17 protein-coding genes are annotated in these 18,714 nt (G+C 55.2%); 8 read left to right on the forward strand and 9 right to left on the reverse strand.

Annotation, left to right across the window (positions count from 1 at the left end):
• Positions 1-128 precede the first annotated feature (128 nt).
• The 3 genes from BM323_RS23610 to BM323_RS23620 form a co-directional block, all read right to left on the reverse strand.
• The gene (locus BM323_RS23610) at positions 129-1,463 is read right to left on the reverse strand and encodes an MFS transporter (RefSeq protein WP_008106634.1); all 1,335 of its coding nucleotides are present in this window, start codon (positions 1,461-1,463) and stop codon (positions 129-131) included.
• 289 nt (positions 1,464-1,752) lie between these two features.
• Positions 1,753-2,760, reverse strand: coding sequence for an inner membrane protein YhjD (gene yhjD, locus BM323_RS23615; RefSeq protein ID WP_008106636.1), 1,008 nt, complete (start codon positions 2,758-2,760; stop codon positions 1,753-1,755).
• A gap of 45 nt (positions 2,761-2,805) precedes the next feature.
• Entirely contained in the window at positions 2,806-3,705 is a 900-nt protein-coding gene (locus tag BM323_RS23620; protein ID WP_036648956.1) for a LysR family transcriptional regulator, read from the reverse strand.
• Positions 3,706-3,820: 115 nt separating this feature from the next.
• On the opposite strand from BM323_RS23620, the gene BM323_RS23625 reads away from it, so the two are divergent.
• Positions 3,821-4,579 (forward strand): SDR family NAD(P)-dependent oxidoreductase, encoded by a 759-nt coding sequence (locus tag BM323_RS23625; RefSeq protein ID WP_008106640.1) that lies wholly within the window; start codon positions 3,821-3,823, stop codon positions 4,577-4,579.
• Between the two features lie 70 nt (positions 4,580-4,649).
• On the opposite strand, the gene BM323_RS23630 is transcribed toward BM323_RS23625, so the two are convergent.
• Entirely contained in the window at positions 4,650-5,498 is an 849-nt protein-coding gene (locus tag BM323_RS23630) for a PhzF family phenazine biosynthesis protein (protein WP_008106642.1), read from the reverse strand.
• A gap of 113 nt (positions 5,499-5,611) precedes the next feature.
• On the opposite strand from BM323_RS23630, the gene BM323_RS23635 reads away from it, so the two are divergent.
• Entirely contained in the window at positions 5,612-6,235 is a 624-nt protein-coding gene (locus BM323_RS23635; protein ID WP_008106644.1) for a glutathione S-transferase family protein, read from the forward strand.
• Here the strand turns inward: BM323_RS23635 and BM323_RS23640 are convergent.
• A complete protein-coding gene (locus BM323_RS23640) occupies positions 6,202-7,692 on the reverse strand; it encodes an aminotransferase-like domain-containing protein (RefSeq protein ID WP_008106646.1) in 1,491 nt (496 codons plus the stop codon). The genes BM323_RS23635 and BM323_RS23640 overlap by 34 nt on opposite strands.
• Before the next feature lie 136 nt (positions 7,693-7,828).
• On the opposite strand from BM323_RS23640, the gene BM323_RS23645 reads away from it, so the two are divergent.
• Positions 7,829-8,416: a LysE family translocator gene (locus tag BM323_RS23645; RefSeq protein ID WP_008106649.1), complete on the forward strand. Its 588-nt coding sequence runs from the start codon at positions 7,829-7,831 to the stop codon at positions 8,414-8,416.
• A 74-nt stretch (positions 8,417-8,490) separates the two neighbouring features.
• On the opposite strand, the gene BM323_RS23650 is transcribed toward BM323_RS23645, so the two are convergent.
• The 4 genes from BM323_RS23650 to BM323_RS23665 form a co-directional block, all read right to left on the reverse strand.
• Positions 8,491-8,796, reverse strand: a complete 306-nt coding sequence (locus tag BM323_RS23650; RefSeq protein ID WP_008106651.1) for a hypothetical protein — start codon at positions 8,794-8,796, stop codon at positions 8,491-8,493.
• Between the two features lie 38 nt (positions 8,797-8,834).
• Positions 8,835-9,272, reverse strand: coding sequence for a DUF417 family protein (locus tag BM323_RS23655; RefSeq protein WP_008106653.1), 438 nt, complete (start codon positions 9,270-9,272; stop codon positions 8,835-8,837).
• Between the two features lie 256 nt (positions 9,273-9,528).
• Complete coding sequence (gene mqo / locus BM323_RS23660) at positions 9,529-11,139, reverse strand: malate dehydrogenase (quinone) (RefSeq protein ID WP_091004354.1); 1,611 nt, start codon at positions 11,137-11,139, stop codon at positions 9,529-9,531.
• A gap of 535 nt (positions 11,140-11,674) precedes the next feature.
• Entirely contained in the window at positions 11,675-11,914 is a 240-nt protein-coding gene (locus tag BM323_RS23665) for a DUF1158 domain-containing protein (RefSeq protein WP_007891898.1), read from the reverse strand.
• A 284-nt stretch (positions 11,915-12,198) separates the two neighbouring features.
• Between BM323_RS23665 and mntP the strand changes: the two genes are divergently transcribed.
• The 5 genes from mntP (at position 12,199) to BM323_RS23690 (ending at position 18,666) form a co-directional block, all read left to right on the forward strand.
• Entirely contained in the window at positions 12,199-12,768 is a 570-nt protein-coding gene (mntP, locus tag BM323_RS23670; RefSeq protein WP_008106659.1) for a manganese efflux pump MntP, read from the forward strand.
• Between the two features lie 478 nt (positions 12,769-13,246).
• Positions 13,247-14,254: an N-acetyltransferase DgcN gene (gene dgcN, locus BM323_RS23675; protein WP_008106661.1), complete on the forward strand. Its 1,008-nt coding sequence runs from the start codon at positions 13,247-13,249 to the stop codon at positions 14,252-14,254.
• Positions 14,255-14,256: 2 nt separating this feature from the next.
• A complete protein-coding gene (dgcA, locus tag BM323_RS23680; RefSeq protein ID WP_008106663.1) occupies positions 14,257-15,222 on the forward strand; it encodes an N-acetyl-D-Glu racemase DgcA in 966 nt (321 codons plus the stop codon).
• Positions 15,223-15,240: 18 nt separating this feature from the next.
• Positions 15,241-17,103: an ABC transporter ATP-binding protein gene (locus BM323_RS23685; RefSeq protein WP_008106665.1), complete on the forward strand. Its 1,863-nt coding sequence runs from the start codon at positions 15,241-15,243 to the stop codon at positions 17,101-17,103.
• A gap of 21 nt (positions 17,104-17,124) precedes the next feature.
• The gene (locus tag BM323_RS23690; RefSeq protein ID WP_008106667.1) at positions 17,125-18,666 is read left to right on the forward strand and encodes a glutathione ABC transporter substrate-binding protein; all 1,542 of its coding nucleotides are present in this window, start codon (positions 17,125-17,127) and stop codon (positions 18,664-18,666) included.
• Positions 18,667-18,714: the final 48 nt, after the last annotated feature.

Below are 18,714 nucleotides of genomic sequence, written 5' to 3' on the forward strand. Positions count from 1 at the left end.
GCTTGCCGGGGTTTTTTGTTATGTAAGATTGTCGATTACAACGTAGGGTCGCCATTCATGGCGACCTGGTTTAAACCGCACCCAATAAAAAACCCGGCCTAAGCCGGGTTCTCTCAACGCTCTATCAATTACACCGCTTCATACAGCGTCTGATTACGCGTCTCTTTACAGGCAATCAGCGCGATCAACGTCAACACCGCCATCGAAGCCAGATAGAAACCCACCGCCTGTAAACCGTAATTGGCATTCAGCCAGGTCGCGATATAAGGCGCCACAGAAGCCCCAAGAATCGACGACAGATTGTAGGAGAAGGATGCACCGGTATAACGCACTTCCGTCGGGAACAGTTCTGGCAGCAGCGCGCCCATCGGACCGAACGTCAGGCCCATAATGCTCAGACCAAGGATCAGGAAGCCCATCACCAGCACCTGAGAACCGGAACCCAGCAGCATTGGGAACATCAATGCGAAGGCGATGATCATCAGCGTAATGGTGATCATGGTTTTACGACGACCAAAGCGATCGGCCAGCAGACCGGCAACCGGTACCATCACACCAAAACCAATCACCGCCACCATCAGCATCCACAGGAAGCTGTTACGCGAATAGCCAAGACCAGCCGGCGCGGGCGCGGTGCCGTAACTCATTGAGTACACGGTCATAATGTAGAACAGCGTGTAAGTGGCGAGCATGATAAAAGTGCCGAGAATGGTGGCGGTCAGATGCTTGCTCAGCAGCGTGCCAATCGGCATTTTCACCTGCTTGTTCTCTTTCTGCACTTTGGCGAATACCGGGCTTTCATGCAGCGAAACGCGCACATACAGGCCAATTAACACCAATACCGCAGAGAGAATAAACGGCACGCGCCAGCCCCAGTTCATGAACTGCTCGTCGGTCAGCAACCATGAAAGCAGCAGGAAGGTGCCGTTAGCGAAGAAGAAGCCAATCGGCGCGCCGAGCTGTGGGAATGAGCCATAAAGCGCACGTTTTTTCGCCGGGGCATTTTCGGTCGCCAGCAGTGCTGCGCCGCCCCATTCGCCACCAAGCCCAAGGCCCTGACCAAAACGCGCCAGCGCCAGCAGCAGTGGCGCTGCCACGCCAATGGTTTCATATCCTGGCAGCAAACCAATCAGCACTGTCGAAACGCCCATGGTCAGCAGCGATGCCACCAGGGTTGCTTTACGGCCAACGCGGTCGCCAAAGTGGCCGAACACGGCAGAACCGATAGGACGCGCCACGAAGGCGATAGCGAAGGTTGCCAGCGACTGCAGCGTGGCCACGGTCGGATCGCCCTGCGGGAAGAAGATGTGCGGGAAAATAATCACCGCGGCGGTGGCATAGATATAGAAATCGAAGAACTCAATGGCGGTGCCGACAAGCGATGCCACAACCACTTTGCCACGTGAATTGACCGGCGCGTCGTCGTGTTTTTTGTCGAGTGTTTCTGTGATGGAGGCTTGCATAAGTGTTTCTTAATTGTAAATGTAGACAGAGAATCTTACGCACCTGGTTTGCGGCATTCAATGGCGAAAAACCGCGTCAGACCGGGCTTTTTCGGCGAATAAGTGGATAATTTCTGAGTTGCTGCAATCAGTGGCGGATGGGAACGGGAAGTGTCATTTTTTTGGCGGGAATCTCTGCAAAAGGGCCAAATTAAAGTGACCCTTTAGCGTTTCCTGCTGGTTTTTGCTGAAAAAGTAGCCAGCAGGAAACATTTTTAGCTAGTACGGCAAATGTAACAACCTCGTCGGCTTATTTAGCCTGATGCGGTTGCGGCATCTCTTTATCATCTTTGTATTTAGCGGTGGCGATCCACGCAGCGCAGAACAGCGTCAAACGCGCAAAGAAGTAGAAGAACGCCATCAAGCCGAGCACCGAACCAAAAGCCGCACCCGATGGCGATGTCGCCAGCTTCGGCAGCGTCAGCGTCATCACAAACTTAATCACCTCAAAACCAATCGCCGCCAGCAGCGTGCCACGGAACAGTGCTTTTTTACGTGGCTTGTGGCGCGGCAGAATCCAGAAGATCCACAGGAACAGCAGATAGTTAGCAAAGATGGAGATAGATAACGCAATCACCGTCATCGCCGGGCGCAGCCACTCAATGTCTTCCAGCCCGAGCGCATTAACGATCGCCGCCTGCGCCGCACCGGCAATCGAGGTCAGCGACAGTGTAATCACCAGCGCAAACATCAAACCCAGCAGCGAAAGCAGGTCGCGTGCGTACTTCTTCCAGAGTTTCTCCTGATCGTCTGGCGTGCGTTCCCACACGTCGCGCGACTGCGCACGCACCGCTTCACGCAAATTGCCCATCCAGTTGATGCCGGAATAGAGCGCCAGCAGCAAACCGGTTATCCCCACCGTAGCGCGCTGTTGAATCGCGGTATTCACCGTATTCTTCAGCGTGGTGGCCAGCGTCGGATCGCTGATGCTGTTAACGATTTTGTTGATCAACTCGGTGAGCAAATCCTGATTCGACGCCAGCACAAAGCCGACCGCCGCAAAGGAGACCATCAAAATCGGTATCAGTGAAAGAAATGAGAAGTAGGTGATAGCCGCGCCAAACTGGCTGCCGAGCCGATCGTTAAAGCGTTCCAGCGCGCGCATAAAATGCGCCACTGCCGGAATCGCCTGAAACCAGGCAGCGAAGCGCGACACATTTTGAATCGAGCCATCCACGGTTTTATTGCCGGTTTTAATATCAATTAGCGGCTTGGCTTCTGCCTTGGCCGCTGTCTCTGTAGGTTTTTTGTCCGTCATAGACGATAGTCATCCTGTTCACTGCGAAAATACAATTATAGCGCCTTATGTGACGTACTCCTGCAAGACGTGGCTTAACCACTCCATAAACACGCGTACGCGGCGCGCCACGTTACGGCGATGCGGGTAAAGCAGCGAGATCGGCATCGGTTTCGCCGGGAAGTGATGCAGTACTTCAACCAGTTGTCCTGACTCCAGCAGCGGTTGCACGCCAATCGCTGGCACCTGAATAATGCCGAGCCCGGCCATGCACGCCGCGCGATAGGTTTCGGTGCTGTTTACCGTCACCACGCCGCCGGTTTGAACGTAATGACACTGTTTGCCATCAAAATATTCAAAGCCCAGTGAAGGTTGCCCAAGCTGCTGGGTGTAATGCACCATCGCGTGTTGCGACAGATCTTCCAGCCGCACCGGCATGCCGAAGCGGGAAAGGTAGCCGGGGCTGGCGCAGTTGATCAAGGCGTGCGAACCGATTTTCCGCGCAATCAGCCCGGAATCTTTCAGCTCGCCAACGCGCACCACGCAGTCAAAGCCTTCGCGAATCACATCGACCTGGCGATCGCTACTGCTCAGCTCAATTTCCAGACCGGGATAGTGCTGCAAAAATTCTGGCAGGCGCGGCAGCACAAAGCCGGTTGCCATCGCCACCGACATATCCACGCGCAGCTTGCCGCTTAAGGTGCCGGGATCGTGCTGGAACAGGCTGTCCATGTCGTCGAGCATCGAAAGTAAATCGAGGCAGCGATCGTAATAAACCAGGCCGTCCTGCGTCAGATGCACGCGCCGCGTGGTGCGATGCAGCAGGCGCGTTCCCATTTGATTCTCCAGCGCCTGCAGCTGGCGCGATACGCTGCCTTTCGGTAAACCTAAACTTTCTGCTGCACGGGTAAAACTGCCCATTTCTGCCACTCGCACAAAAACCTGCATTGCGTGAATTTTATCCATGTTGTTCACCGATTGTTGTTGTTAGTGAAACAGTGCTGCGTATTCCTCTGCGTTTATAGATCAATTATTCACGAATATCCTTAACACGTGTTCAATTTTCCAACTGGAGCGAAACATGAGTCATAAAATTGCATTGATTACCGGCGGAAATCGCGGTTTAGGCAAGAATGGGGCGCTGAAACTGGCCGCCAAAGGCACCGATATCTTGTTTACCTATCGCGGTCACGCGGAAGAAGCGCAGGCGGTAGTGCAAGAGATTGAAGCGCTGGGCGCGCGTGCGGTGGCGCTGCAGCTGGATGTGGGCGATAGCAGCACGTTCGATGGCTTCGTGGCGCAGGTGAAAGAAGCGCTGCAGAAAACCTGGCAGCGTGACAATTTTGATTATTTAGTGAACAACGCCGGTCATGGTCACTACAAGCTGTTCGCCGAGACCACCGAAGATGAGTTTGACGCGCTGGTGAATGTGCACTTCAAAGGACCGTTCTTCCTGACGCAAAAAGTGCTGCCGCTGATCGTTGATGGTGGACGCATCCTGAATATCTCCAGCGGTTTAACCCGTTTGACGCTGCCGGGTTCAGGCACTTACGCCTCAATCAAAGGCGCGATGGAAGTATTAACTCGCTATCAGGCAAAAGAGTTGGGCGAGCGCCATATTCGCGTCAACATTCTTGCGCCTGGCGCGATTGAAACCGACTTCGGCGGCGGCCGCGTGCGTGATACCAAAGATCTCAACGATCATATCGCCTCGGTGACCGCGCTGGGCCGCGTCGGCTTGCCGGATGATATCGGCGATGCCATCAGCGCGATCCTCAGCGATGAAACCGGCTGGATCACTGCACAGCGCATCGAAGCCTCAGGCGGACAAGGCCTGTAATCCGTAGGGTCGCCATTCATGGCGACCTCGTTAAACAGCGACGCCAGCCAGGTTGCCATAGATGGCAACCTTACAGATCAATCGTCCCATCAATCACCGTCACCGTTTGGCCGCCAATCCAGATCGCTTCATCCGTAAAACTCACCTGAATCCGACCTTCACGCTGAATCGCGCTGCCCTGACGCGCCCGGTAATCCCGCGTTTGGTGGTTCGCCTCGAAGTAGCGTGCCAGACAGGCGTTGGCGCTGCCGGTCACCGGATCTTCGGTCAAACTGCCGTTCTCAACCAGCAATGCACGCACTTCATACTGCTCGTTTTCACCTGCTGGTAACGCACCAAAAATCGCCGTGCCGTTCACCTCGGCATGCTGCTGTAAACGGTGTAAATCGGCTGCTGATGGCACCACATCCAGCACCGCTTGCGCGCTACTCATCGGAATCAGCAGCCAGCGAATGCCCATATCAACGATGGTCGGCGTTTGGCTAAGATCGAAAGCTTCACTGTTCAGCGCGCTGCTCATCAGCGCATCGCTGAAGGGCGTTAAGCGAGCAGCGGGTGCGGCAAAGGCCAGCACGCCGTCGTCGCTGATTTTCACCTCAACCAGACCCACGCCGCACTCCTGTACGATTTTGCCCGGCGTTTTCAGCGGCCAGCCCGCTTCCAGCAGCGCATGCGCGGTGCCGAGCGTCGGATGTCCGGCAAACGGCAGTTCGCCTTCCACGGTAAAAATGCGCACGCGGTAATCTGCCGCCGCATCCTGTGGCGGCAGCACAAAGGTGGTTTCGGACAGATTGGTCCAGCGCGCAATCGCTGTCAGCTGCGCATCACTCAATCCCTGTGCATCCATGATCACCGCCAGCGGATTACCTTTAAACGCCGATGAGGTAAACACATCCACCTGTTTAAATGCGACCTTCATTGTCACTCCTTCCTCGTTGAGGTTGTCTGAAATCGGGATTTACATCCTGCTGATTGCGAAAGGCCAGCAACAGGGCTATGAATAGATTAAGAATTCTGGAATCGGAGTCCGCAATGTTAAAAGTTCTTGGCCGTACTTCTTCAATTAACGTGCGAAAAGTTCTGTGGCTGTGCGCAGAACTCGATATTGCGTACGAATTAGAACCCTGGGGCGATGATCCGCAATCGCTGCACTCGCCAGAGTTTATGGCGCTCAATCCCAACGCCATGGTCCCGGTAATTATTGAGGACGACTTCGTGCTGTGGGAATCCAACACCATTCTGCGCTATCTCGCCAACAGCAATGGCGGCGAATGGCTCTATCCTGACAATCCACGCGCACGCGCGCCGGTCGATCAGTGGATGGATTGGCAAGCCACCGAACTCAATACCTCATGGCGCTACGCGTTTATGTCACTGGTGCGCAACTCGCCAGCGCATCAGGATCCCCGTTTGCTGGCGGCGGCCGTTAAAGGCTGGACGCACACCATGAACATTCTCAACCAGCATCTGGAGAAAACCGGGCGCTACGTCGCAGGCCGCAACTTCTCGCTGGCAGATATTCCGGTTGGTCTGGCGGTGAACCGCTGGTTTGAAACCCCGCTGGAGCATCCTAACTTCCCGGCGGTCCAGACCTATTACGAGCGTCTGACCGAGCGCGAGCCTTACACCACCTGGGGCCGCAACGGCAAACCCTGATCCTGTCCCGGCGCCAAACCTGTCATTTCACAGGCCAGCGCGCCGGTACGCTGCAATGCCCACGTATAACGCTCATCGAACGGATAACAGCAGGAGAGACGCAAGGCGTGTTTATAACGATCGCTCAGCGAGTAGAGCGCGCCTGGCGTCACACAGATTTGCTCCTGCAGCAGACGATGGAACATCTCCACGGTATCAATATTTCCCGGTAGTTCGACCCAAAAAACAAACCCGCCGCGCGGCAGGGTAGCGCGCGTGCCTTGCGGAAAGTGGCGAGCCAGGATACCGCGCGCTGCATCCAGATTGGCGGCATAGCGCCGACGCAGCGTGCGCAGATGATGATCGTAGCCGCCGCTGGCAAGGAATTCGGCCAGGGTTTCACTCAACAAGCGTGATTCCGCCATCGACGAAACCGCTTTGAGGTGAGCGATAGCATCATGAAAACGCCCGGCGGCCGTCCAGCCGACGCGGAAATCGGGCGCCACGGTTTTGGTAAAGCTGGTGCAGTAAATCACCCAGCCATCGCTATCAAACGCCTTCACCGGCGGCGACAGCGGCCACTCAAACTGCAATTCGTCATACAAACCATCCTCCAGCAGTGGAACGTGGTAAGTATTCACTAACTTCGCCAGCCGCTTTTTGTTCTCCAGCGGCATCACGTATCCCAACGGGTTCTGCGCGCCCGGCATGGCGATCACCGCCTGAATCCGCTTCTCCTGTAACAACATCTCCAGCGCATCCAGCGACAGTCCCTGTTGCGGATCGGTGGGAATTTCCAGCGCCTTCAAACCCAGCGACGCCAGCAGCGGGAACAGGAAGAAATAGGTTGGCGATTCCAGACCAATACAATCGCCAGGTTTGGTCACCGCACGCAGCGCCAGCTGGAGCGCTTCCATGCAGCCGTGCGTCAGCGTGATCGCCTGCGGCGGCAGATTGATGCCGTTGTGCAGAGCGCGACGCGCAATCTCCTCCCGTAAGCGCTCACTACCAGGCGGAAGCGCATAGCGTCCGATAATGTCGGGATTCTGGCGCAAAATCGACGCAGTAATTCGCGCTATTCGCGCCGCCGGATAGAAGGTGCCATCCTGCGGACAGGCCAGCGAGATATTGGTGTAATCGGGATTATTTTGCGCCGCGAACACTTGCTCAATCAGCTCCAGCTTTTGCGCGCTGGGATCGTTGATTTTTGCTGGCAGCGGTTTTACCGGGCGCGTCACGGCGGGCAGCACGCCACGTACGTAGTAACCCGACTGCGGACGCGATTCAATCAAGCCACGATCTTCGAGAATTTGCCACGCATTAAGCACGGTATTGATACTCACCTGATGCGATTGTGCCACGCGACGTATCGCCGGCAGCCGCTTGCCGGGCTTCAACGTGCCCTGATGAATCGACTCGGCAAAGCTATCGACCAGCTGCTGATACAGCGTTTGACCAGATGAAAGTGGAAGGGACACAAAAGCCTCCGCGCGCAATAGGTACAATTCATTTTTGAGACAACTGTATCCATTACAATAGTGGTTTTGTGTCTCTGTTTCCATTGCAGCGTTCGCACTAGCATGAAGACATCATTGATACTTCAGGAAGCGCATCATGCTCGATCCCTCATTCTTCAGCTACGTCACCGTTATGTCGATCACGCCAGGTCCGAACAACCTGTTGCTGGCGACGTCGGGCGTTAACTTTGGCTTTAAACGCACGCTGCCGATGCTGTTTGGCATCCTGCTGGGCTGTGCGATACAGATGCTGCTGGCGAGTGTGGCGCTAGATGTGTTGCTGCACTGGATGGGTGCGATTCGCCTGCCGCTGACGGTGGTTGGCTGTAGCTATCTGCTGTGGCTTTCGTGGAAGATTTTCCGTGCCGGCGCGCCGCAACTGCGTGAACGTCCGCGTCCCATGACGTTGGTGGGCGGCATCCTGTTTCAAGCGGTCAATCCCAAAGCCTGGCTGATGGTCACCAACGTGGCGCTGATGTACGCCAACAGCAACGGCGTGCTGACGGTATTGCTGGGATTTGCGGCACTGAATCTGCCGTGCATTTTGATATGGGCAGCGCTCGGCGATCGCCTGCGCAGCCATCTGCAGGTGGCTTGGAAACGTCAGGCGTTTAACAGCTTAATGGCGCTATCGCTGGTGGCGACAACGGGCTGGATGTTGTACGACGCGGTATTGTTGAGTTAATCATATTCATTATCCACGTTGCTGCTTATTACGCAGCAACGTGGGTTTAATAGTGTTTTCATTGCGATAAAATATTAACACCGTTTTAGCTCTATTCCCGCTTGCTTACCCATCATCGTCAGCATTAATTCAGCTAAGTCTTTATCTCCGGCGTGGAGTTTATGAAAAAGCGTTTCAACCACGCTGATTGTCAAAAAATCGGCATTAGCGGGGAAGTGGTCATTAAAGGTAATGCCGCGCGAAACAAAATCCCAGCTGGCAGTCGTTTCTGTTTCAATAATTTTGTCATTAATCTTCTCAACCAACGCATCTATATATTGAGGTATTTTTTTTGTCATATAAGCTTCATCAGCTTCAGAGAATTGTTGTTCCATGATCATATTATCTCTTTGAATAATTCATTGTTTGGGAGGTGAGCTTAAGCTTGCTGCCAGCGAACTAAATCTTGTTTAAGCAATGTTAAACCAATAGCTACAACCATAATATCTTTTAGTATAAAACTATCGATCGTGCCAAGCTGTGGCAGTAGGCTCAATGTCACCACACCCGTTAAAACGATCAACGTGGCGCCAGCGGCACCCGCCATCGGATTTTTGAATCCCAGCACCAGCAGCGCCACGGTGGTTAATTCCACTACGCCAAGAAAGTAGCTGGTGCCATGCAGTCCCAGCATGTCCTTCAAAATACTGAGCCATGTTGTGGTAATTATCGGAGTCAGCGCCTCCACTTCAAATTCAAACCACTTGGCGATACCAAAAAATAGGAAAACAACGATCAAGGATAACCGCAGGGCGATGGTATCTTTTTTATTGAGAAAACGAATGGCGCAGGATGAATAATTATTTTTCACTGTCATCGCAATGACCTCATTATACATTAAGAGATATTTGATGCGGGTTAATATGATTGCATCAATTCGCGTATAGAGAGTATGCGAAGTCAGTTAAATCAATTTTATACAGGAAAAGGTTTTTAGCATTTAATTAACGCAATCATTAAATATAATCAACGATGTCAATAATTACGGGGGAATAGAAAAAAGGAATAAGGGGCGAGCGACGCTCACCCCTTGTAGGGTCGCCATTCATGGCGACCAGGATAGAACTACCTTATTACTTCCCCACCACGTGCGCCGTTTCGCGCGCTTCATCGTTGGCGGCATCAGGTGTAATCACCGGCTCGTAATCGAGTTGCAGCACGCGGCTGGTGTCAGCCAGCACTTTCTCGGTCAATGCGACGTCGCCGTTCAGCTTGCGGCCCCACGATGGGATAACCATGCGGATTTTGGTCTGCCATTCCGGTGAACGCATCTGTTCCGGGAAGGCTTTCGCCATCAGCTCAAGCATAATCGGCGCGGCGGTGGAGGCGCCTGGCGAAGCGCCCAGCAACGCCGAAATCGAACCATCTTCCGAGGTCACCACTTCGGTACCAAGACGCAGCACGCCGCCTTCAACGGCATCGTTCTTGATGATCTGCACGCGCTGGCCGGCAGTGACTAAACGCCAATCTTCCTGCTTCGCCTGCGGCACGTAAGCGCGCAACGCTTCCATACGATCGCTGTCGCTTTGCAAAACCTGATCAACCAGATATTTCACCAGGTCGAAGCTCTTCAGGCCAACCTGCACCATCGGCTTGAGGTTGCTGGTGTTCATCGCGCCGAACATATCCAGCAGCGAACCCTGCTTGAGGAATTTGGTGGAGAAGGTCGCAAACGGCCCAAACAGCAGCACCTGTTTGCCATCCAGCACGCGGGTATCGACGTGTGGCACCGACATCGGCGGTGCGCCAACGCTGGCTTTGCCATACACCTTCGCCATGTGCTGTTTCACGACGTCAGGATTTTCCGTCACCAGGAATGAACCGCCCACCGGGAAACCGGCGTAGCCTTTCACTTCCGGAATGCCGGATTTCTGCAGCAGCGGTAACGCCGCGCCGCCCGCACCAATAAACAGCTGGCGCGTGGTCAGCACGCGATTTTCACCGCTGGCCAGATTATGCAGCGTAACCTGCCAGCGACCGTCGCTCAGGCGTTTGATATCACGCACTTCATGGCGCAGACGCAGGCGGAAATTGGCTTTCTTCTCTAAAGAAGCAATCAGCTGACGCGTCACTTCACCGAAGTTCACGTCGGTGCCCATTTCGGTCCAGGTAGCCGCGACTTTCTGTTTGCTGTCACGCCCGTTCATCACCAGCGGAATCCACTGGGTGATTTGATCGCGGTCTTCAGAGTAATTCATGCCACGGAACAGCGTGCTTTTCTGCAACGCATTGAAACGCTTGCGCAGGAATTCAACGTTATCGTCGCCCCAGACGAAACTCATGTGCGGCGTACTGTGGATAAAGCTTTTAGGATTGCGCAGGTTGCCTTTCTGAACGTGATACGCCCAGAACTGGCGCGAAATCTGGAACGATTCGTTAATCGCCACCGCTTTGGCGATGTCGATGCTGCCATCCGCCTTCTGCGGCGTATAGTTGAGCTCCGCCAGCGCGGCGTGTCCGGTTCCGGCGTTGTTCCAGCCATTAGAGGATTCAACAGCCACGTCATCAAGACGTTCAACCATCTCAATCGACCAGTCAGGCTCGAGATCTTGCAGCCATGCGCCCAAAGTCGCACTCATCACGCCTGCGCCAATCAGCAGTACGTCGACGTCTTTTCGTTCCTGAAGGTTTGCACTTTCCATGCCAGCGGCGGCGAGCGCCAGATTTACCGCAGTAGTACTCATGAGGCGACATCTCCTCTCTCTGTTGACCTGAAGCTCAACAGGTTCGCAGGCGAAATAGCCGCGCTTCTTTCGAGCGCGTGGCGCTATCTCTCAAAGGTTAAGACTCAGGTATAAGTCATGGGGACGATAACGGTTAACTGCACGTTATGCATATGCATTCGAATATAACATTCTCGTATCGGAATTAAACGTTTGTTTATTTTTTAAAGGCGGAAATGATTCAGCATAAGAATTAATCAGCTCAACCCCGCGGTCATAAGGGATTTTTATCTCTTAATCAGACGGTTAGAGTAATGCAGTTGTTACGCTATTGTGAGTGCTTTTGGTGGGATTGAAAACGTTGAGTGAGGTGTGTCACATTTTAATGTGTTGAAAATAATGAGTTTTAACTAAATTGATTATTTATGCGGATTTTATGTTGCGCGATATTTCGCCATATCGTGTAAAAGTAATGTTACATTTTTGTGGTGATGAATTTCAGCTTGGGCGTGGGTGCCCGCCAGAAGAAAAATGCATCACCTTGCCGGAAAAATGATCAGCGCGATCGGCGGCGCCAGAGGAAGCGAATCACGAAAAACTCAATCGCGCCCAGCAGTAAAAACCACAAACTAAAGACGATGGTATACAGCTGATTAACATCCATCAGGTGCAGGCTTTCCTGCAGCTGTTTTGCCAGCTCAATACCAAATGAAGGTGCGGGCAGCAGCAGTGCAGAAAGAAAGCCCAGTAGCAGAATGCCGCCTGGGATGATCAGCGTTTCGAATGGGTTATTCATGGTCGTTTTCCAAATCAGTTAGCGCGGGCATTAGCGCATAAAACCGCGCTAGGGTGCAATCCCCGTGCCGAATCACGCTAAGAAATTTCTTCTATTCCATTCACTTAGCGTCAAAAATAGCGAAAGTTAAGAGTTATAGCCTTTGCTATACTTAAATCCCTGATTTTACTGTCTTTTTTTTGCCGTTTTTGCGTGTTAGACTGCGCGCACTTTTTCATTACTGAACAATAAATGCGGATAAGTAGCGGCTTTAGCGCCTGTTCCGCAGCATTGATTGAAAACCCATGACATTTATCGCAACCCTGATTTTGGCCTTTGGCATGTCGATGGACGCTTTCGCCGCAGCATTGGGCAAAGGCGCATCGCTGCATCGCCCGAATTTCAAAGAAGCGCTGCGTACCGGTTTGATCTTTGGCGTCATCGAGATGTTAACGCCGCTGATTGGCTGGGCAATTGGTCTTGCGGCCAGCCGCTACATCATGGCGTGGGATCACTGGGTGGCGTTCGTGCTGTTAACCGTGCTGGGCGGCCGTATGATGATGGAAGGTTTCCGTCAAACCGCCGATGAGCCGTGCGAAGCGCCGCAGCGTCACGGTTTTATGGTGCTGGCGTTAACCGCCGTCGCCACCAGTCTTGATGCGCTGGCCGTGGGTGTTGGCCTGGCGTTCCTGCAGGTGAATATCATCATGACCGCCATCACCATCGGCGCCGCTACCACTATTATGGCGACCACCGGCGTGCTGGTTGGCCGATTTATCGGTCCGGTGATGGGCAAATGGGCCGAAGTGCTGGGCGGCGTAGTGCTGATCAGCATTGGCTGCACCATTTTAAGCGAGCATTTAGGCTGGTTTTAATTTGTAGGGTCGCCATTCATGGCGACCTCTTCTTCACATCCGCACCAAACCCCAATTCTGTGATCTACTTCAAAAATAATTGCGGTAAAAACGCTCAGCGGCTATACTTTTTGCGTATTTCTTCAACAATTTTTGAACCAGGTGCCTTATGAAACGCTTTTTCCGCTACGTGTTTAACGCTTATGTTGAAACCTTCAAGCACGTACCGCCAGGCGCACAGCATTAATCCAGCGCAAACAGAATACCCTCGATAATCGCGGTCAGGGATCGACCTGTGGTTATCAACTGTTTTCTTATCTCTCCAGCCGCAATTCCCCCCATTTTCCCCCTAACTTGCTGATAAAACCCTTCAGCCATCAGATTTCGATCTGGCTATAGCCGCACGTTATACCCCGCAACTAAACAAGCATTCGTCACCCCTTCTCCTGCATGAAATAGTCAATTCAGGCCCTATAAACCGTCTGAAACGAGAAACATCATGCTGATCCCACAACCTTATTTACTCTTCCTCGGCGACGTAACCGATCCACTGGCCGCTAAAACCGCACGCGGCATCCACGTCTGGCGTCCAGAGCAGTGCGTTGGCGAAATCAAATTGCCGGGCTGCACCGTATCGCTGGGCCTCGAGGTCCTCGACATTGCCGCTGCCAAAGCGCGCGGTGCTAAAACGCTGGTGCTCGGCACCGCGAATGCCGGCGGTTACTTGCCCACGCATTGGCTCGACACGGTAAAAAGCGCCATCTCTGCCGGGATGAACGTTGCCAGCGGTTTGCACCATCGTCTGGTGGATGAGCCAGAGCTGGTGGCGTTGGCCAAAGAGTTCGGTGTTGAGCTGTTCGACCTGCGTCACATGCGTCCAAAACTGGAAGTAGGCAGCGGTAAAAAGCGCACAGGTAAGCGTGTACTTACTGTCGGCACTGACTGCTCGGTAGGCAAGATGTACACCTCGCTGGCGCTGGAAGCCGCGATGCGTGAACGCGGCATGAAAGCCGATTTCCGCGCCACCGGCCAGACCGGCATTTTGGTGGCGGGCGAAGGTATCGCGATTGATGCAGTAATTGCCGACTTCATCGCCGGTGCGGTTGAAGCGCTGTCACCAGCCAATGACGCCGATCACTGGGATATCGTCGAAGGCCAGGGTTCGCTGTTCCATCCTTCCTATGCTGGCGTCAGCATGGGCCTGATCCACGGTGCGCAGCCGCACTGGCTGGTGATGTGCCATGAAATGGGCCGTCCGCATATGCGTCATCTGCCGCATCAGCCGATGGTCAGCCTGAAAGATTGCGTTGAAGCCAACCTGCGCGCGGCGCACGTTACCAGCGACGCGGTGCAACTGGCCGGTTTCGCTATCAACACCTCAAACTACAGCGAAGAAGAAGCGCGCGCCTATTGCGCAGAAATCAGCGCAGAATTCGGCGTGCCAGCCACCGATCCGGTGCGTTTCGGCATTGCGGATATCGCCGCGCTGCTGCAGGAGCGTGGCTAATTATGCGGCGCATGCAGATTGAAGTGCTGGAGCTGCCGCTGGCGCGTCCGTTTGCCATCTCACGCGGCACACGCACGGCGGTCACGGTGATTCGCGTGACGCTGGAGCAGAACGGCTTTATTGGCCGCGGCGAATGTACGCCCACGCCGCGCTACGATGAAACGCCAGAAAGCGTCAACGCCGAACTGGAAGCGCTGCGCGCCGACATGGAAGCAGGCCTGAGCCGCCTCGATCTGCAAAGCCGTTTGTCTGCCGGTTCAGCGCGTAATGCGCTGGACTGCGCGCTGTGGCGTCTTGATGCCGCGCTGGCGAAGCACACGCTGTGGCAACAGTGCGAGCGTCGTCAGCCGCCATCGGTGATCACCGCCGAAACCCTTAGCCTCGATTCCATCGAGAACATGGCCGCCGCCGCTGCCGATGCGGTATCACGCGGCGCCATCCTGCTGAAAATCAAACTCAATCGCGACGAGATTCTGGAAAAAGTCGCCGCGATTCGTCAGGCCGCGCCGCGCGCCACCTTAATCATTGATGCCAATGAAGCCTGGTCGGGCGTGGATTTGCCCAGCCTGTTCAACGCGCTGGCGAGTTTTAACATCGCGATGATCGAGCAGCCGCTACCAGCGGGCCAGGATCAGGAGTTGCAGCGCTTCGCACACCCGATTCCGGTGTGTGCCGATGAGAGCTGCCACACACGTGAAGACATCGCGAAGCTGCGCAATCGCTACGAGATGATCAACATCAAGCTGGATAAATGCGGCGGGTTGACCGAAGCGCTGGCGATGGTGGAAGAGGCGCAGAAGCGCGATATGCGGTTGATGGTCGGCTGCATGCTCGGCTCTTCACTGGCGATGGAAGCAGCGCTGCCGGTGGCGATTGCCGCTGAGCATGTCGATCTCGATGGCCCAATCTGGCTGGCCGCCGATAGCTCGCCCTTCCTTTCTTACGCTCAAGGCCAAATCTGGCTGTAACCCGCACGCGGAGCAACGATGACGGACACTTTACTTACACCCAACGCCGCCAGCGTTGCCGGTTCAGCACCGGTGCTCGCGATTCAGGATCTCAGCGTCAGTTTTCGCGGCCGCAGCGGCGAAAATCAGGCGCTGAAGGGCATCAGTTTTAATATTCATCAGGGCGAAATTGTCGCCGTGGTCGGTGAAAGTGGCTCGGGTAAATCGGTCACTTCGCTGGCGGTAATGGGTTTGCTGGCCGCATCCGGGCGTATCGATCGCGGCAGCATGCAGTTCCGTGATCGTCAGGGCAACGCGCATCAGCTTGCCACACTGAATGAAACCCAGCGCCGTGCTTTGCGTGGCCGCGAAATGGCGATGATTTTTCAGGAGCCGATGACCTCGCTCAATCCGGTGCTGCGCGTCGGCGATCAGCTGACCGAAGCGCTGCGGGATCATCAGATTTGCGACAAAAGTCAGGCCGAGGCGCGCGCCCGTGAGTTACTTCGCCAGGTGCGCATTGCTGATGTCGATCGCGTGATGAAAAGCTATCCGCATTCGCTATCGGGCGGCATGCGCCAGCGCGTGATGATTGCTCAGGCGCTGGCCTGCGATCCGCAACTGCTGATCGCCGATGAGCCGACCACCGCGCTGGATGTCACGGTGCAGGCGCGCATTCTGCACATCCTGCGTGACCTGCAACGCGAGAAGCAGATGGCGGTGCTGTTCATCACCCACGACATGGGCGTGGTGGCAGAAATCGCCGATCGCGTGGTGGTGATGCTGCGCGGCGAGGTGGTTGAGCAGGGCACGGTAGCTGAAATCTTCAACGCGCCGCAGCATCCTTACACCAAAGCATTATTGGCCGCAGTGCCGAAGCTCGGAGATATGCGCGAACACGCATGGCCGCAGCGCTTTCCGTTGTTGGGCAGCAATGCCAGCGATAACAGCGAGCAGCGCACCGCGCGCTACGACGAAACGCCGCTACTGGATGTACGCGGCCTGAAAGTCTACTACCCGATTCGCAGCGGCATTTTCTCAGCGCTCACCCATCAGGTGCACGCGGTGGAGCAGATCGATTTCAGCCTGTGGCCGGGCGAAACCCTGGCGATTGTCGGCGAAAGCGGTTGCGGTAAATCCACCACCGGTCGTGCGCTGATGCGGCTGATCAACAGCGACGCCGACAGCATTCATTTCCAGGGCAATGAAATCGCCAACCTGAAAGAGGCGCAGTTCCAGCCGCTGCGCCGTGAAATTCAGATGGTGTTTCAGGACCCTTACGCCTCGCTCAATCCGCGTCTCACCGTCGGCTTTACCATTGCCGAACCGCTGCTGCTGCACGGCATGGTGAAGTCGCTGGAAGAAGCGTCGCCGCATGTCGATGCGTTGCTGAAAAGCGTGGGCTTATTGCCGGAACATGCGCAGCGCTATCCGCATGAATTTTCTGGCGGCCAGCGTCAGCGTATCGCCATTGCACGCGCCATGGCACTGAAACCCAAAGTGATCATCGCTGACGAAGCCGTCTCGGCGCTGGATGTGTCGATTCAGGCGCAGGTGGTGAACCTGATGATGGATCTGCAACAGCAAACCGGCGTGGCATGGATTTTTATCTCGCACGATATGGCGGTGGTGGAACGTATCGCTAACCGCGTGGCGGTAATGTATCTCGGCCAGATTGTTGAGCTGGGGCCGCGTCAATCGGTGTTCAACCAGCCGCAACATCCGTATACCCAACGTCTGCTGGCCTCGGTGCCGGTGGCCGATCCCCAGAACCGTCAACCCCGCACTTTCGAGGAAAGCGAAATTCCTTCGCCGCTGCGCAAGGTAGGAGAAACGGTCGTTAAACCGCGTTATCGCCAGGTTGCTCCGCAACACTGGGTCGCTGATTTTGTTTCGCGCTAACCCTCAATACCAGGAGATTTCATGAACCCGATTTTCCGCCGTACTGCGCTCGCGCTGGGATTGACCCTCTCGCTGGCCGCCGCCGCTCAGGCGCAGGATCTGCGCATTTCGATGTATGCCGACATCACCGGCCTCGATCCGCACGATACCTCCGATAACGTCAGCTACTCGGTGCAGAGCGGCATCTTCGAACGTCTGTTCCAGTTCGATGCAAAGATGAAGCTGCAGCCGTGGCTCGCCACCAGCTACACCAGCAACGACAGCGCCACCGAATTTACCCTGACGCTGCGTAAAGACGTGACCTTCCAGGACGGCACGCCGTTCGATGCCGCAGCGGTAAAAGCCAACCTCGATCGCCTTGCCGATCAGACCAAAGGCCTCAAGCGCAACAGCCTCTACAAGATGATTGCCAAGGTGACGGTGCTGGCACCGGATCAGGTGAAAATCGAGCTGAACCAATCGTTTGGTGCCTTCATCAACACGCTGGCGCATCCGTCGGCGGTGATGTGGAGCCCGGCGATTCTCAAGCAGTATCCGGAAGAAGCGCAGCTGCGCCTGCATCCGGTCGGCACCGGTCCCTTCAAATTCGTGACCTGGCAGCCGGGTAAAGCCGTGACGCTGGCGAAGTACGACGGCTACTGGCAAAAAGGCTGGCCGAAAGTGGATAACGTGATCTTCTCGCCAAGCCCGGAAGATGCCACGCGCGTTGCGGCACTGAAGTCCGGTCAGGTGGATGCGATCTGGCCATTGCCATCCGATCTGATCGCCACCGTGCAGAGCGACAGCAAACTGGCGGTGCAGCGCGATCCGAGCATTTATCTCTATTACATGGCGATCAACACCCAGCACAAACCGCTGAATGATGTGCGAGTGCGTCAGGCGATCAACTATGCCATCGACCGCGATCTGTGGCTGAAAGTGGCATTTGCCGGCATGGGCAAACCGGCCAGCTCGGCGATTCCGGAAGGCGTGCAGTTCTATCAGAAGCAGAGCGCGCCGAACTATCGCTATGCGCCGGATGAAGCCAAAGCGCTGCTGAAAGCCGCCGGTTATCCGAACGGCCTCGATCTTAAACTGTGGGTCACCAACGCCACCGCCAGCGTGCGTGCCGCGCAGGTATTGAAAGCGCAGCTGGCAACGGTGGGCATTCGCGCCACGGTAACGCCGATGGATTCCGGCACGCGCAACGCCAAACTGTGGGGCGTGAAGGACCCGAAAGAGGCGGAATTTGATCTCTATTACGGCGGCTGGTCGACATCAACCGGTGATGCCGATTGGGCCTTGCGTCCACTCTACGCCACCGAATCCTGGGTGCCGACCTCGTATAACGTCTCGTACTTCAGCAATGCCGAAGCCGACAAAGCAATTGCCGGTGGTTTAGCCACCGCCGATCCGGCTAAGCGTGGCGAGGCCTACGCCGAGGCACAGAAAGTGTTGTGGAAAGAGGCGCCAGTCGCCTTCCTCGGCACGCCAGACAATCTGGTCGGCAAACGCAGCACGCTGAGCGGAGTGTCGATGCTGCCAGATGGCAACTTCCTGTTTAATCAGGCGACGTTTAAGTAAAGGTTGGCGGTCGCCATTCATGGCGACCCTACGTTGTAGGGTGCGCAT

The organism is Pantoea sp. YR525, from assembly GCF_900116775.1.
Taxonomy (GTDB): domain Bacteria; phylum Pseudomonadota; class Gammaproteobacteria; order Enterobacterales; family Enterobacteriaceae; genus Pantoea; species Pantoea symbiotica.

Coding starts and splice junctions, on each gene's coding strand:
- BM323_RS23610 (WP_008106634.1), bottom strand. CDS start 1,463: ATGCAAGCCTCCATCACAGAAACACTCGACAAAAAACACGACGACGCG.
- yhjD (WP_008106636.1), bottom strand. CDS start 2,760: ATGACGGACAAAAAACCTACAGAGACAGCGGCCAAGGCAGAAGCCAAG.
- BM323_RS23620 (WP_036648956.1), bottom strand. CDS start 3,705: ATGGATAAAATTCACGCAATGCAGGTTTTTGTGCGAGTGGCAGAAATG.
- BM323_RS23625 (WP_008106640.1), top strand. CDS start 3,821: ATGAGTCATAAAATTGCATTGATTACCGGCGGAAATCGCGGTTTAGGC.
- BM323_RS23630 (WP_008106642.1), bottom strand. CDS start 5,498: ATGAAGGTCGCATTTAAACAGGTGGATGTGTTTACCTCATCGGCGTTT.
- BM323_RS23635 (WP_008106644.1), top strand. CDS start 5,612: ATGTTAAAAGTTCTTGGCCGTACTTCTTCAATTAACGTGCGAAAAGTT.
- BM323_RS23645 (WP_008106649.1), top strand. CDS start 7,829: ATGCTCGATCCCTCATTCTTCAGCTACGTCACCGTTATGTCGATCACG.
- BM323_RS23650 (WP_008106651.1), bottom strand. CDS start 8,796: ATGATCATGGAACAACAATTCTCTGAAGCTGATGAAGCTTATATGACA.
- BM323_RS23655 (WP_008106653.1), bottom strand. CDS start 9,272: ATGACAGTGAAAAATAATTATTCATCCTGCGCCATTCGTTTTCTCAAT.
- mqo (WP_091004354.1), bottom strand. CDS start 11,139: ATGAGTACTACTGCGGTAAATCTGGCGCTCGCCGCCGCTGGCATGGAA.
- BM323_RS23665 (WP_007891898.1), bottom strand. CDS start 11,914: ATGAATAACCCATTCGAAACGCTGATCATCCCAGGCGGCATTCTGCTA.
- mntP (WP_008106659.1), top strand. CDS start 12,199: ATGACATTTATCGCAACCCTGATTTTGGCCTTTGGCATGTCGATGGAC.
- dgcN (WP_008106661.1), top strand. CDS start 13,247: ATGCTGATCCCACAACCTTATTTACTCTTCCTCGGCGACGTAACCGAT.
- dgcA (WP_008106663.1), top strand. CDS start 14,257: ATGCGGCGCATGCAGATTGAAGTGCTGGAGCTGCCGCTGGCGCGTCCG.
- BM323_RS23685 (WP_008106665.1), top strand. CDS start 15,241: ATGACGGACACTTTACTTACACCCAACGCCGCCAGCGTTGCCGGTTCA.
- BM323_RS23690 (WP_008106667.1), top strand. CDS start 17,125: ATGAACCCGATTTTCCGCCGTACTGCGCTCGCGCTGGGATTGACCCTC.